Source organism: Massilia sp. WG5 (assembly GCF_001412595.2).
Taxonomy (GTDB): Bacteria; Pseudomonadota; Gammaproteobacteria; order Burkholderiales; family Burkholderiaceae_D; genus Telluria.
Genome location: NZ_CP012640.2, coordinates 3,298,443 through 3,313,248, shown reverse-complemented (window position 1 = coordinate 3,313,248; position 14,806 = coordinate 3,298,443). Strand labels below are relative to the sequence as shown.

The 14,806-nt window shown below is 64.8% G+C and carries 12 protein-coding genes; 4 read left to right on the top strand and 8 right to left on the bottom strand.

All coding sequences use genetic code 11. The features are described from left to right. Positions 1-7: 7 nt before the first annotated feature. The 5 genes from AM586_RS14745 to AM586_RS14725 form a co-directional block, all read right to left on the bottom strand. On the bottom strand, positions 8-676 hold the full coding sequence (locus AM586_RS14745; RefSeq protein ID WP_047821370.1) for an SDR family oxidoreductase: 669 nt from the start codon (positions 674-676) through the stop codon (positions 8-10). A gap of 71 nt (positions 677-747) precedes the next feature. Next, on the bottom strand, positions 748-1,947 hold the full coding sequence (locus tag AM586_RS14740) for an acetyl-CoA C-acetyltransferase (protein ID WP_047821368.1): 1,200 nt from the start codon (positions 1,945-1,947) through the stop codon (positions 748-750). Then, positions 1,944-3,725: a bifunctional isocitrate dehydrogenase kinase/phosphatase gene (aceK, locus tag AM586_RS14735; protein WP_047821366.1), complete on the bottom strand. Its 1,782-nt coding sequence runs from the start codon at positions 3,723-3,725 to the stop codon at positions 1,944-1,946. Before aceK ends, AM586_RS14740 begins: the two co-directional genes overlap by 4 nt. 141 nt (positions 3,726-3,866) lie before the next feature. Then, positions 3,867-5,051, bottom strand: a complete 1,185-nt coding sequence (locus AM586_RS14730; protein ID WP_047821364.1) for an isovaleryl-CoA dehydrogenase — start codon at positions 5,049-5,051, stop codon at positions 3,867-3,869. Between the two features lie 174 nt (positions 5,052-5,225). Then, entirely contained in the window at positions 5,226-5,651 is a 426-nt protein-coding gene (locus tag AM586_RS14725) for a MerR family DNA-binding transcriptional regulator (protein ID WP_047822009.1), read from the bottom strand. A gap of 158 nt (positions 5,652-5,809) precedes the next feature. Here AM586_RS14725 and AM586_RS14720 point away from each other — a divergent pair, with 158 nt between their 5' ends. The 3 genes from AM586_RS14720 to AM586_RS28610 all read left to right on the top strand — a co-directional run bounded on the left by AM586_RS14720 (position 5,810) and on the right by AM586_RS28610 (position 7,907). Beyond that, positions 5,810-6,862: an MBL fold metallo-hydrolase gene (locus tag AM586_RS14720; RefSeq protein ID WP_047821362.1), complete on the top strand. Its 1,053-nt coding sequence runs from the start codon at positions 5,810-5,812 to the stop codon at positions 6,860-6,862. Between the two features lie 280 nt (positions 6,863-7,142). After that, a complete protein-coding gene (locus AM586_RS14715; RefSeq protein WP_047821360.1) occupies positions 7,143-7,553 on the top strand; it encodes a transcriptional regulator in 411 nt (136 codons plus the stop codon). 180 nt (positions 7,554-7,733) lie between these two features. Then, on the top strand, positions 7,734-7,907 hold the full coding sequence (locus AM586_RS28610; RefSeq protein WP_197416359.1) for a hypothetical protein: 174 nt from the start codon (positions 7,734-7,736) through the stop codon (positions 7,905-7,907). On the opposite strand, the gene AM586_RS14710 is transcribed toward AM586_RS28610, so the two are convergent. The 3 genes from AM586_RS14710 to AM586_RS14700 form a co-directional block, all read right to left on the bottom strand. Further along, positions 7,904-8,497 (bottom strand): UbiX family flavin prenyltransferase, encoded by a 594-nt coding sequence (locus AM586_RS14710; RefSeq protein WP_047821359.1) that lies wholly within the window; start codon positions 8,495-8,497, stop codon positions 7,904-7,906. The genes AM586_RS28610 and AM586_RS14710 overlap by 4 nt on opposite strands. Next, on the bottom strand, positions 8,490-8,813 hold the full coding sequence (grxD, locus tag AM586_RS14705; protein ID WP_047821357.1) for a Grx4 family monothiol glutaredoxin: 324 nt from the start codon (positions 8,811-8,813) through the stop codon (positions 8,490-8,492). Before grxD ends, AM586_RS14710 begins: the two co-directional genes overlap by 8 nt. A gap of 101 nt (positions 8,814-8,914) precedes the next feature. Next, positions 8,915-11,269 (bottom strand): Tex family protein, encoded by a 2,355-nt coding sequence (locus AM586_RS14700; protein WP_047821355.1) that lies wholly within the window; start codon positions 11,267-11,269, stop codon positions 8,915-8,917. Positions 11,270-11,570: 301 nt separating this feature from the next. Between AM586_RS14700 and AM586_RS14695 the strand changes: the two genes are divergently transcribed. After that, on the top strand, positions 11,571-14,681 hold the full coding sequence (locus tag AM586_RS14695; protein WP_047821353.1) for a DEAD/DEAH box helicase: 3,111 nt from the start codon (positions 11,571-11,573) through the stop codon (positions 14,679-14,681). Positions 14,682-14,806: the final 125 nt, after the last annotated feature.

The window sequence follows — 14,806 nt, the reverse complement described above, 5'->3', positions numbered from 1 at the left end:
CCTGCGCTTACCACGCGATCGGCGTGCCGTCGTGGTTCAGGAAGGCGCCATTCTGCGCGGCGCCGGCGCTGGCCAGGGTCGCACGCAGCGTGCGCACGCTTTCTTCGACGCCGAGGGTGGCGCCGGCGCCGCCCATGTCGGTCTGCACCCAGCCCGGGTGGAAGCTCAGGCAGGTCACGCCCTGCGGCCCGTAGGTCAGCGCGGTATCGGCCAGCACCGAATTCAGCGCGGCCTTGCTGGCGCGGTACAGCGAGCCCGAGGCGCTCGAACGTTCGCCGATGGAGCCCATCCGCGAGGAGATCACCGCCAGCTTGCCATGCGCGTTCGCCACCAGCGGACCGACGATGGGCAGCAGGCGCATCGCCGCCAGCACATTGGTGTGCATGACCTCGTCGAATTCCTGCTGGGTCGGGAAGCCGTCGTGGCGCGGGCCGTAGACGCCGGCCACCAGCCAGGCGTGGTCGATCTTCTCGTCGTCCAGTTTCCAGCCCAGGCCACCGATCGCTTCGGCATTGGTCACGTCGAGCTGGTGCGCCTCGGCGCCGAGCTGGCGCAGTTCGTCGCAATCCTGCGGCTTGCGGGCGGTGGCGATCACGCGCCAGCCGTCGGCGCGGTACTGGCGGACCATTTCGTGGCCAATGCCGCGGGAGGCGCCGATGATGAGGGCTGTAGACATAAAAGACTCCTTGTTTGCATGGTGGGCGCGTTCGTAGTTCAGGCCACTGGCCTGAACTACCCCACCCTACCTTACACCATCTCGATCGCCATCGCCGTCGCTTCGCCGCCGCCGATGCAAAGCGAGGCCACGCCGCGCTTGCCGCCGGTCTTCTTCAGCGCGCCCAGCAGGGTGACGATGATGCGCGCGCCCGAGGCGCCGATCGGGTGGCCCAGGGCGCAGGCGCCGCCGTGGATGTTGACCTTGCTGTGCGGGATATCGAGGTCGCGCATGGCGGCCATCGGCACCGCGGCGAAGGCTTCGTTGATCTCGAACAGGTCGACGTCGCTGGCCTTCCAGCCGGTCTTCTCGAACAGCTTTTTCATCGAGCCGATCGGCGCCGTGGTGAACAGGTTCGGTTCCTGCGCGTGGGTGGCGTGGCCGACGATGCGGGCGATCGGGGTCAGGCCCAGTTCCTTCGCCGTCGACTCGCGCATCATGACCAGCGCGGCGGCGCCGTCGTTGATCGAGGAGGACGAGGCGGCGGTCACGGTGCCGTCCTTCTTGAAGGCCGGACGCAGCGACGGAATCTTGTCGACCTTGGCCTTCAGCGGGCCTTCATCCTTTTCGATGACCTGCTCGCCCAGGCGATTCGCGACGCTGACCGGCGCCACTTCCCAGGCGAAGCTGCCGTCGTTGTTGGCGGCCTGCGCGCGCTTGACGGACTCGATCGCGAAGTTGTCCTGCTGCTCGCGGGTGAACTGGTAAGTCGCCACGCACTCTTCGGCGAAGGTGCCCATCGAGCGGCCTTCGCCGGTCTTCTCGTTGCGCGAGTAGGCGTCCTCCAAGCCGTCCAGCATCATGTGGTCGAACATGATGCCGTGGCCGATGCGGTAGCCGCCGCGCGCCTTCGGGATCAGGTAGGGCGCGTTGGTCATCGATTCCATGCCGCCGGCGACGATCACGTCGGCGCTGCCGGCCTTGAGGGCGTCGTGGCCGAAGATCGCGGCCTGCATCGCGGAGCCGCACATCTTCGACAGGGTCACGGCGCCGGTCGACATTGGCAGGCCGGCCTTGATCAGCGCCTGGCGCGCCGGGGCCTGGCCCTGGCCGGCCATCAGGCAGTTGCCGAAGTAGACGTGTTCGACCTTTTGCGGGTCGACGCCGGCGCGCTCGACGGCGGCCTTGATCGCCACCGCGCCCAGGTCGCTGGCGGTTTTGGAAGAGAAATCGCCCTGGAAGGCGCCCATCGGGGTACGGGCCGCGCCGACGATAACGACTGGATCATTCATTGTAGTGTCTCCAAAGGTTGAGAAAAGCGGATCTGCTGCGGATAGGGGAACACATCCTCGACGATGCCGGCCTGGATGCGTTCCTTGTGTGACTGCCACCATGCGCGCGTGAGAAGCTCGGCATGGTGCTGCATGAAGACGGTGCGGATGTTCGGGTTCCCGAGCAGGAAGCGTTCGAACTGCTCGGGGAAGACGTCGTGCCGGCCGATCGGGTACCAGGGCTCGGCCGCCATCTCGTCTTCCTCGTTGCGCGCCTGCGGGATATCGCGGAAGTTGCAGTCGGTGAGGTACTCGATCTCGTCGTAGTCGTAGAACACGACGCGGCCGTGGCGGGTGACGCCGAAATTCTTGTATAGCATATCGCCGGGGAAGATATTCGCCGCGACCAGGTCGCGGATCGCATTCCCGTATTCGATCACGCCGTGTTCGAGGCGGGCGCTGTCGCCGCTGCGCTCGGCGTCGAGCAGGTACAGGTTCAGCGGCACCATGCGGCGTTCGATGTACAGGTGCTTGACGATCACCCGGTCGCCCTCGAGTTCGAGCAGCGAGGGCGCATGGCGGCGCAGCTCGTCCAGCAGCGTTTCCGGGAAGCGCGCCAGCGGGAAGGCGACGTCGGAGTACTCGAGGGTGTCGGCCATGCGGCCGACGCGGTCGTGGTGCTTCACCAGCAGGTATTTTTCCTTGACCTGGGCGCGCGTGGTTTCTTTCGGGGGCGGATAGAAATCCTTGATCGCCTTGAACACATAGGGGAAGGACGGCAGCTCGAACACCAGCATCACCAGGCCGGGAATGCCGGGGGCGATGCGGAACTCGTCCGAGCTGTGCTTCAGGTGCTGCAGGAAGTCGCGGTAGAACAGGGTCTTGCCCTGCTTTTGCAGGCCGAGCACGGTGTAGATCTCGCTGCGCGGTTTCATGGGCATCAGGCTGCGCAGGAACTGCACGTAGCTCGACGGCACTTCCATGTCGACCATGAAGTAGGCGCGCGTGAACGAGAACAGGGTCAGCACCTGCAGCGGTTCGGTGAGCACGGTGTCGAGCACGAGTGCGCCGCCGCGCTCGTGCAGCACCGGGATGACGAAGGGGTATTCGCGCACGCCGTTGATGGCGCGGCCGACGATGTAGGCGCCCTTGTTGCGGAAGAACAGGCTGGAGAGCACCTGCAGCTGCTGGTTCGCTTCCGCACGGTCCAGCCCGAATTGTTCGACGAGGCGCCGTTCCACCAGCGCGATGTCGCGGTCGAGGTCGGCGAAGGGGCGGGCCAGCTGGAAGTTGGTGACGACGCGGCGCAGGGCAAAGCGCAGACCGTCCTTGGCCGGGTAGTAGACGCGGTAGGTCGGCTGCGGCTCCTCGGTCTCGATGTACTCGGTCGAGACGGCCGGACGCACGAACAGAAAATCGTTGCGGTAGTAGGTCCGGTGCAGGATGTGGCAACTGACCGAGTTGAAAAAGCTTTCGGCCAGTTCGGGGCGCTTGTGGCCGGTGAGCAGGCCGATGTAGTGCAGCTTGGTCTCGCGCCAGGTGCCGTCGTTGAACTCCTCGGGCGCGTACTCGTCCTCGAGGCTCTGCACGCATTCCTGCACGCGCCGGTCGTAGAAATCGATGCGCTCGCGCGCGGCGCGCTGGGCGGTGCTCCAGTCGGCCTGCTCGAAATAGGTCTTGGCCGCCTGGCTGGCCTGGCGGAACAGCGAATAATGGCGGTCGAACCCGTCCAGGATGGTGCGCGCGATGTCGAAGGCGATCTGCGACGAGAGCAGTTTGGGGAAACTTGCCTGGGTCATCGGTGGTCTCGCGCGCGGTGGAGGGGGGAGCGAATATTGTAATGCTGGTGTTTCGCTGCCGGGGGAACCCCAGTATTTCTACTAGCTCCCGCACGTCGTTCCCGTGCAGGCGGGAACGACGGCTGATCGGCCTCGACGCCTTTACGCCGTTTCGCCGAACAGCTCGCGGCCGATCAGCATGCGACGGATTTCGCTGGTGCCGGCGCCGATCTCGTACAGCTTGGCGTCGCGCCACAGGCGGCCGACCGGGTACTCGTTGATGTAGCCGTTGCCGCCCAGGGTCTGGATCGCCTCGCCCGCCATCCAGGTCGCCTTCTCGGCGCTGTACAGGATGGCGCCGGCGGCGTCCTTGCGCAGCGCGCGCACGGCGGCGGCGTTATCGGCGCGGTCGCAGGCCTGGCCGACCGCATACACATAGGCGCGGCAGGCCATCATGGTCGAATACATGTCGGCGATCTTGCCCTGCATGAGCTGGAATTCGCCGATCGCCTGGCCGAACTGTTTTCTTTCGTGGATATACGGCACGACCACGTCCATGCAGGCCGACATGATGCCCAGCGGGCCGCCGGACAGCACGGTGCGCTCGAAGTCCAGGCCCGACATCAGCACGTTCACGCCCTTGCCCACGCCGCCCAGCACGTTCTCGACCGGCACTTCGCAATCCTGGAACACCAGCTCGCCGGTATGCGAGCCGCGCATGCCCAGCTTGTCCAGCTTCTGGGCGATCGAAAAGCCCTTGAAACCCTTTTCGATCAGGAAGGCGGTCATGCCGCGCGGGCCGGCCTCGAGGTCGGTCTTGGCATAGACCACCAGGGTGTCGGCGTCCGGACCGTTGGTGATCCACATCTTGGTGCCGTTCAGGACGTAGCGGTCGCCGCGCAATTCGGCGCGCAGCTTCATGCTGACGACGTCGGAACCGGCATTCGGCTCGGACATGGCGAGGGCGCCGACGTGCTCGCCCGAGATCAGCTTGGGCAGGTATTTGCGCTTCTGCTCTTCGTTGCCGTTGCGCTTGATCTGGTTGACGCACAGGTTCGAGTGGGCGCCATACGACAGCCCGACCGAGGCCGAGGCGCGCGAGATTTCTTCCATCGCGACGATGTGGGCCAGGTAGCCCATGTTGGCGCCGCCGTATTCTTCGCTGACAGTGATGCCCAGCAGCCCCAGCTCGCCCATTTTCTTCCACAAGTCCATCGGGAACTGGTCGGTACGGTCGATGTCAAACGCGCGCGGGGCGATTTCGCTTGCTGCGAACTGTTGCACTGCTTCGCGCAGCGCGGCGATGTCCTCGCCGTGGTCAAAGGTCAGGCCTGGAAGATGCAGCATGTCGTCCTCTCGTTGTCTCGTGTGTCGTTATGGCGGATGGCTCGATGGGATGATAGCGCGAAGTGACGTTAACGTAAACGTCAAGCGAGGGGCGTCTTGGCCGGAACTTGTCGACATCGTTCCCGCGGATTTGGCGCAGCAGCCGAAATTAAATGGCGATAAGCAAGTACTCGCTTACGCCGCATCGCGCTCCTGCGAAGGCACGTTCCCATTCTCGCCAGCCTCGGCCAGCAGGCGCCGGCACTCGTCCTCGTGTACCGCGATCTCGGCCAGCGACATCTCGATATCGGCGCGCTGCTGCTCCAGGGTCTCGCGCTGGTGGGACAGCACGCCGAGGAAGCGGTTGATCTGGGCTACGGTGTCCTTCGGCGTTTCGTACATGTCGACGATGCTCTTGATCTCCGACAGGGTCAGCCCCAGGCGCTTGCCGCGCAGGGTCAGCTTCAGGCGCGTGCGGTCGCGCGGGCTGTAGACGCGGTTGCGGCCGCCCTGGCCCTCGCGCATCGGGCTGAGCAGCCCCTGGTCTTCATAGAAGCGGATCGCACGGGCGGTGATGTCGAATTCGCGCGCCAGTTCGGCGATGGTGTAGGTGGTGGCCATATTGTCCTGCAAGGTCGAAAAAGAAGCGGCGTCCGGAAGCATTCAGCGGAATCGCATAGAATCGAAGTCGGTGTCAAGGTTTCCGTTTACGTCAACGTAAACATCAATCTTGAATGCATTGTAGCGCGCGCCGTCGTCCCAATACGAAAGAACTTCGCATGAACCTTCTCGAATCCCAACTCAGCTATCCCTTCGGCGACGACATCCCGGCGTCCGGCACGGTGCAGGAACTCGCGCCCGGCCTGCGCTGGCTGCGCATGCCGCTGCCTTTTGCCCTCGACCACATCAACCTGTGGCTGTTGGACGACGTTTTCCAGGGACGGGAAGGGTATGCGCTGGTCGATTGCGGCGCCGGCACCGACGCCACCCGCGCCGCCTGGGAGCAAGTCATCGCGGGCGCGATGGATGACGGTCCGCTGTTGCGGGTGCTCGCGACCCACTGCCACCCGGACCACGTCGGCCTGTCCGGCTGGCTGTGCGAGCGTTTCCAGGTGCCGTTCTGGACCAGCGCCGCCGAGTTCGGCTTCGCGCGCATGATGGCGGCCGCGCTGCCGGGCGTGGACGGACCGTCGGCGATCCCGCATTTCCAGCGCCATGGCCTGGTCGACCCGGCCATGCTCGAGCAGATGCAGGGCCGCCGCAATTACTATCCGAGCCTGGTGCCTGCCGTGCCGCCGAGCTATACCCGGCTGCAGGATGGCGAGAAGCTCAGGATCGGGGGGCGCGAATGGCGCGTGATCACGGGCTTCGGCCACTCGCCCGAGCATGTGTCGCTGTATGCCGAGGAGGGCAGAATATTGATCTCCGGCGATATGGTACTGCCGCGCATTTCGACGAACGTGTCCGTGTTCGCGGTCGAGCCGGAAGGCAACCCGCTCGCCCTGTATCTCGACTCGCTCGGCAAGTTTGCGGATCTGCCGGACGACACCCTGGTGCTGCCCTCGCACGGCAAGCCGTTCCGCGGCCTGCATGTGCGGATCCAGCAGTTGCAGGCGCACCATGTCGCCCGTCTGGACGAAGTGCGCGAGGCCTGCACCGTGCCGCGCTCCGCAGTTGACATTGTCCCGCTGATGTTCCGCCGCCAGCTCGACGCTCACCAGCTCAGCTTTGCGACCGGCGAGGCGCTGGCCCACCTGCACAAGCTCTGGTACGACGGTATCCTCGATCGTGTAACCGGCGCCGACGGGGTGATCCGCTTTCAACTGGCCTGATTTCCGCACTTCCTCACACGTTCCGCATAAACAGGCAAGCGAAGAGCTTGCCTGTTTTCGTTTGCACGCCTGAACGAGAACAAGCAAACGTTTTCTTTTTCCTGTAGGATATTTTTAACACTTACCTATTCTCTTCGCCAAAAGCACCGGAATTGCTGGACAGCACTGTGAGAATCGGTCAATACTCACATGTTTGTTACTTTCAGACTTTCCAGCTGTTACATAAGGTCTGAACCATGGAGAAACCATGACAGCCCTGCATGAACCACTAGTACCACCGATGAATTCGACCAACGAGCGGGAAAGCTTCAGCGAGCGCTTGCAGCAAGCCCTGAAGAACGCCCATTACTCGCCCGACAGCCCGACCCGGCTGGCGCGCGAATTTAACATTCGTTTCGAAGGCCGGCCGATCACGGTCCACGCTGCCCGCAAATGGCTGGTCGGCGAAGCCATCCCGACGCAGGAAAAGCTGCGCATGATCGCCCAATGGCTGGGTGTGCCGGCCGACTGGCTGCGTTTCGGCGGTACCGAAGCCGTCCCGGTCAATGGCGAAGCCGGCGACGCCTCGGCGCGTTTCGAATCGGCCGACGTCAAGCTGATCGCCGACCTGCAGCGCCTGGACGAACACCACAAGCAGCTGGCGCGCGAGTTCATCCGCATGCTGGTGCGCATGAATCACCAGCCGAAGTAAGCGCCGGCTTACCAGAACAGAACGGCCCGCCCGGGGTTTTCCCGGCCGGGCCGTTCTGCGTTTATTCCTGACTGCAATTTTTCTTCAACGGGACAGCACAAATGGCCGAGTCTCGCGCATAATCTACTACGCTACTGGCGCCCGCCAGCGTTATCGGTCATATAAGGATGCAGTGCCCTCATGATTAATAACTACAGCAACACCGCGCAGTTGAAAGATCTCATGACTGCGCCGCCGATGACGGCGACGCAACACGCAGAAATCATGCGCAAGCGTAACGAGCAGCGCAGGAAAATCGAAGACGCAAGAGAAGCAAGAAAGGCAGAGCAGGAGGGCTACGGCGAGCGGCGCTAGGCCGGTCCGTCTTTCATGCCGCCCCAGCGCGGCGCCAGGTCATTGTCGATCCCCAACAGGTCGATGACGCGGGCAACCGTGTGGTCGACCATCTCGGCGATGCTGCCCGGCTTGTTGTAGAAGCTCGGCAATGGCGGGAACACGATGCCGCCCATTTCGGTGACGGCCGTCATATTGCGCAGGTGCGCCAGGTTGAACGGCGTCTCGCGCACCATCAGCACCAGGCGGCGGCGTTCTTTCAGGAACACATCGGCCGCGCGCGCGATCAGGTTGTCGGACAGTCCATGCGCGACTGCGGCCAGGGTCTTCATCGAACAGGGAGCGATCACCATGCCGTCGGTCTGGAACGAGCCGCTGGCGATCGAGGCGCCGATCTCGCGGTTCTTGTGCACCACGTGGGCGAGGGCTTCCACGTCGCGCCGTTGCAGGCCGACTTCCTGGTGCAGGGTGAGGGAAGCGGCGTCGGAAATGACCAGGTGGGTCTCGACGCCGGGACAGTCGCGCAGCCGCTCGAGCAGCCGCACGCCGTAGACCGCGCCGGTCGCGCCGGTGATGGCGACGACGATCCGGCGCGGCCTTTGGTCAGCCATTCTGCTGCTTGGTGATCAGGGCTTGCAGTTCGCCGGACTCGTACATTTCGGTCATGATGTCCGAGCCGCCGACGAATTCGCCGTTCACATACAGCTGCGGGATGGTCGGCCAGTTCGAGAATTCCTTGATGCCCTGGCGAACTTCCGCATCTTCCAGCACGTTCACGGTGGCGATGTTGTCGACGCCGCAAGCCTTCAGGATTTGGATCGCACGGCCGGAAAAGCCGCATTGCGGGAACTGGGCGGTGCCCTTCATGAACAGCACGACCGGGGTCTTGGTCACGGTCTCTTTGATCCAGTTTTGTACGTCGCTCATTTGGTTCTGCCTTCGGTGAGAAATTAGGTGGATGACGGCATTTTATAAGAAAAGCCGAACGTGAGCAGGCCGTCGTCCCCGCGAAGGCGGGGACGACGGTGTTAACGCTTCAGCTTGGCAAACGCCGCCGCCATCGCCCCGCCGCTTGGCGCCGCCGAGCGTTCCTGGCGCTGCTGGTGCTGGCCGAGGCGCTTGCGGTCGTCGCGGTCGCCGCGCTGCTGGGGTTGCGAGCCCGGCTGCGGTGCGCTGTCGGACAGGCGCATGGTCAGGGCGATGCGCTTGCGCTTGACGTCGACTTCCAGCACTTTTACTTTCACCACCTGGCCGGCCTTCACCACCGTGTGCGGATCCTTGACGAAGGTATTCGACAGCGCCGAGATATGCACCAGGCCGTCCTGGTGCACGCCGATGTCGACGAAGGCGCCGAAGGCGGCGACGTTGGTGACCACGCCTTCCAGGATCATGTCCGGGCGCAGGTCCGAGATCTCTTCCACGCCCTCCTTGAAGGTGGCGGTGGTGAATTCCGGACGCGGGTCGCGGCCCGGCTTTTCCAGTTCCTTCAGGATGTCGCTGACGGTCGGTACGCCGAACTTCTCATCGGCGTACTTGGCCGGGTTCAGGGTCTTCACCAGCGAGCCGTCGCCGATCACGGTCTTGATGTCGCGCTTGATGTCGGCCAGGATCTTTTCGACCACCGGATACGATTCCGGGTGCACCGCCGAGGCGTCCAGCGGATTCTCGCCGTTCATCACGCGCAGGAAGCCTGCCGCCTGCTCGAAGGTCTTGTCGCCCAGGCGCGGGACCTTCTTCAGCGCCGCGCGCGAAGGGAAGGCGCCCTGCATGTCGCGGTAGCTGACGATGCTCTGGGCCACGCTGGACGAGAGACCCGACACGCGCGCCAGCAGCGGCGCCGAGGCCGTGTTGACGTCCACGCCGACCGCGTTCACGCAATCCTCGACCACGGCGTCGAGCTGGCGCGCCAGCTGGGTCTGCGACACGTCGTGCTGGTACTGGCCGACGCCGATCGATTTCGGGTCGATCTTGACGAGTTCGGCCAGCGGATCCTGCAGGCGGCGCGCGATCGAGACCGCGCCGCGGATCGAGACGTCGAGGTCCGGCAGCTCGCGCGAGGCGAACTCGGAGGCCGAGTACACCGAGGCGCCGGCTTCCGACACGACGATCTTGGTCAGGGCGAGTTCCGGACGTTGCTTGATCAGGTCCTGGGCCAGCTTGTCGGTTTCGCGCGACGCGGTGCCGTTGCCGATCGAGATCAGCGAGACATTGTGCTTCGCGGCCAGCTGGCCCAGCACGTGCAGCGCACCGTCCCAGTCGTTGCGCGGGGCGTGCGGGTAGATGGTGGCGGTGTCGACCACCTTGCCGGTCGGGTCGACCACGGCCACCTTGACGCCGGTGCGCAGGCCCGGGTCCAGGCCCATGGTGGCGCGCGGACCGGCCGGGGCGGCCAGCAGCAGGGCCTTCAGGTTGCGTGCGAACACCTGGATCGCGTCCGTTTCCGCCTTTTCGCGCAGCAGGCCCATCAGCTCGGTCTCGATGTACATGAAGCTCTTCACGCGCCAGGTCCAGCGTGCGGTGTCGAGCAGCCATTTATCGGCCGGGCGTCCCGCTCCCTTGATGCCGAAGCGCGCCGCGATCCGGTTTTCGCAGGGGTTGTGCGGGGCGTCCCACTTCGGCTTTTCTTCCTCGGTGTCGAGGCGCAGGGTGACGTCCAGGATGCCCTCGCGGCGGCCGCGCATGAGCGCCAGCGCGCGGTGCGAGGGAACGGTGGACAGCGGCTCGGCATAGGCGAAATAGTCGGCAAACTTCTCGCCTTCTTCCTGCTTACCCTCGACCACTTTCGATTCGACCACGCCATGTTCCTGCACGTATTCGCGCAGCGACTGCAGCAGTTCGGCGTCCTCGGCGAAGCGCTCCATCAGGATCTGGCGTGCGCCGTCCAGCGCCGCCTTGGTGTCCGCCACGCCGGGGTTGTTCACGCCGTCGGCATTGACGAAGGCGTCGCGTACATAGCGCGCGGCCACCTCCTCGGGGTTCTGGCCCGGATCGGCCAGCAGCGAATCCGCCAGCGGCGCCAGGCCGGCTTCGATCGCGATCTGGGCCTTGGTGCGGCGCTTCTGCTTGTACGGCAGGTACAGGTCTTCCAGGCGGGTCTTGTCTTCCGCCAGCGAGATCGCCTGCAGCAGCTCCGGCGTCATCTTGTTCTGCTCGGTGATCGAGGAAAGCACCGCGGCGCGGCGTTCTTCGAGTTCGCGCAGGTAACGCAGGCGTTCTTCCAGCAGGCGCAGCTGGATGTCGTCCAGGCCGCCGGTCGCTTCCTTGCGGTAGCGGGCGATGAAGGGGACGGTCGCGCCTTCGTCGAGGAGGGCGACGGCGGCGGCCACCTGGGCCGGTTTGGCGGACAGTTCTTGGGCGAGGCGTTGTTCGATCGAAGGCAGCATGGGACGCGAAATCAGTAAGTCAGACGGGCAATGATACGCAAACCCGAGGGATCTGCCAGTCTTGACAGCCCCTCCCGAACATGCGTCCGGAACCGTGGATGGCGGGCGCGGTCCATTCTGTATTGGCCGCGCTCGTTCGTGTGGGGGTGGTGCAAATGCGCGGAACCGTGTAACTTTTGAAGTTTTCGCTCTTTCAGCCAATAAAGATTTCCTGACTACGTGCGATTCCGAACAAAACAGAACGGACCGCATGAAGGATAATATCGTTTGTTGTTTTTTTTAATACAGACTCGTGAGACCCATGCACACAGTTGATCTTCATCGCGACGACACCAGCGAGGCACCACCGGCCCGAGCGCCTGCACGTGCTCCAGCCTTGCCTGCCCCGGTGTTGAGCTGGCTGCAAAGGGTCGAAGCGGCAGCACATCCCCAGCCGAAGCTGACCGCGGAAGTCGCCGACCCCAAAGCTGTCCAGTACAAATTCGTTTATGTCATGGCCCCGACCAGCGGCGGCCGCCACGTCGCTGTGTGCTTGTGCAAGGCGCGTCTGCGCCCGAACGGCGACGTCGCCGCGGCGAGTCCGGTGGGCGAGGTGTTTTCGCTGCTGTCGGCCCCGCCCGCTTACCTGGAAGGCGACGACGAGGACCTGGTCCGTTTCTTCATCGCCATGCGCAGCGGGTCGAACCAGAGCAGCAGCGCCACCGAGCCGAAGGGCAAGGTCGGCGCCATTCTGCTGCAACAACTGTTGGCGCAGGGCAAGCTGCTGTGGGCGAACTCGTGGTCCGACATGGGCAACGGCCTGCTGTATCCGCTGCAGGCCGGCCCGGTGCGCAAGGCCAGCCTGGCGTGGCGCGACGAGGGCCGCGTGGCCAAGCTTGGCTGGTCGGTGGAACCGGCCAAGGGCGCCACGCACGCCGGCGCCGACCTGGTCGACTACATGCTGCCGACCGATCCGCCGTGGTACATCGACAACCTGTCCTGCGGACCTCTCGAGCTGAATCGCGGCGGCGTCGACATTTCGCTGGCCGAACTGCAGGCGCTGGTGGCCCAGGCCCCGGCGCTGGGCGGCAACGACAAGAAGCGCGTATCGCAACTGCTGCTGGCGCACGGCCTGCAGCAGCTGATGCCGCTGCCGCAGCCGCTCACGCAACGCCTGCGCGACGACGTCAAGCCGGTGCCGCACCTGATGCTGGATGCGCTTCCGGTGGCCGAAGGCACGGGCCAGCGCTGGCAGGACTTCGCCGTCCTCGCCTTCGACTACGACGGCCAGCGCATCTCCTTCGACCCGGCCCAGCGCGTGGTACGCCAGATCGGCGACGTCACCGAGATCATCGAGCGCGACGAAGCCGCCGAGGCGAAGGCCCTGGACATCCTGAACAAGATGGGTTTCCGCAAGCCGGCCACCATGCCGCTGAGCTCGCTGTCCGGCGCCCTGCTGCTGGACGGCCAGGCGCAATGGCTGCGCTTTGCCGGCAACGACCTCGAATCCTTGACCGACCTCGGCTGGCAGGTGCAGAAGTCGGCCAAGTACCGCTACGACGTGGTGCCGGTCGAGGACTGGTATGCCGACATCGACGAGCCGGCCGAGGCCGGCAACGCCTGGTTCGAGCTGGAGCTGGGCATCGTCGTCAACCGCAAGCGCGTGCCGCTGCTGCCGGTGCTGGTCCAGCTGATCCGTAGCGCGCCCCTCGATTTCAATCCCGAGGTGCTGGCCGCCCACCTGGAAGCCGACCAGATGCTGGCCACGCTCCCCGACGGCGTGCGCGTGGCGCTGCCCTGGGGCCGCGTCAAGCCCATCCTGTCGACGCTGGGCGAGTTGTATTTCAACGACAAGATCAAGGCCAAGGTGCGCCTGTCGACGCTGGACGCGGCCCGCCTGGAAGAGCTGGCGCGCGGCGCCGAGTTCACCTGGACCGGCGGCGAACGCCTGCGCGAGACCGGCCGCAAGCTCAGCCAGTTCGGCAAGGTCAAGAAGGTCGACGCCCCGAAAGGCCTGCAGGCGACCCTGCGCGACTACCAGCTCGACGGCCTGGCCTGGATGCAGTTCCTGCGCGAGTACGACCTGGGCGGCATCCTGGCCGACGACATGGGTCTTGGCAAGACCGTGCAGACCATCGCCCACATCCTGACCGAAAAGGAAGCGGGCCGGCTCACCAGCCCGGCGCTGGTCATCGCGCCGACCAGCCTGATGATGAACTGGATGGAAGAAGCCGCGCGCTTCGCCCCCAGCCTGAAGGTGCTGCTGCTGCAGGGTAAGGAGCGCATGGAGCTGTTCGACCAGATCGAGCAGGCCGACATCGTGCTGACCACCTACGCGCTGCTGCCGCGCGACGAGGAAAAGCTGCGCGAGCACCAGTACCACCTAGTGATCCTGGACGAATCGCACTACATCAAGAACACCCGCTCGAAGGCGGCGCAGACGGCCGGCTCGCTGAATGCGCGCCACCGCCTGTGCCTGTCCGGCACGCCGCTGGAGAACCACCTGGGCGAACTGTGGTCGCAGTTCCACTTCCTGCTGCCGGGCCTGCTCGGCGACGAGAAGACCTTCAACAGCCAGTTCCGCCATCCGATCGAACGCCAGGACGATCCGGTGCGCCGCTCCCTGCTCAACCGCCGCATCAAGCCTTTCCTGCTGCGCCGGACCAAGGACCACGTGGCCAAGGAGCTGCCGGAGAAGACGGAGATGATTCGCCGTATCGAGCTCAGCGGCCCGCAGCGCGACCTGTACGAGACCGTGCGCCTGGCGATGGACAAGAAGGTGCGCGAGGAAATCGACCGCAAGGGCGTGGCGCGCAGCCAGATCGTGATCCTCGAAGCCTTGCTGAAACTGCGCCAGGTCTGCTGCGACCCGCGCCTGGTGAAAGCCATGCCGTCGCGCAAGAACACGGCGGCGATATCGGCCAAGCTGACCGACCTGATGCAGATGGTCGACGACCTGCTGGGCGAAGGCCGCAAGATCCTGGTGTTCTCGCAGTTCACCAGCATGCTGGCGCTGATCGAGGAAGAGCTGGAAGCGCGCGGCATCCGCTATGCGCTGCTGACCGGCGAAACCCGCGACCGCTCGGCCCAAGTCGCCGCCTTCCAGCAGGGCGCGGTGCCGATCTTCCTGATCAGCCTGAAGGCCGGCGGCGTCGGCCTGAACCTGACCGCGGCCGACACCGTGATCCACTACGACCCGTGGTGGAACCCGGCGGCCGAAAACCAGGCCACCGACCGCGCCTGGCGCATCGGCCAGGACAAGCCGGTGTTCGTCTTCAAGCTGATCGCGAAGGGGACGCTGGAAGAGAAGATCCAGCTGCTGCAGCAGAAGAAGTCGGAGCTGGCGCAGTCGATCCTGGCCGAAGGCGAATCGCAGAAGATGGCGCTGACGCAGGAAGACCTGCAGGCCATCTTCGCGCCGCTGGAAGACTAGGCAGTACCTGAAACGTCGTCGCCGCCTCCGCAGGGACGACGTTTTTACTGTAACGCCATGTTGGCTGCATATTGCCTTCGTCTTTACAGAAGTTAGCGAAGCATGCGCCATGCGTGCCCAATGCA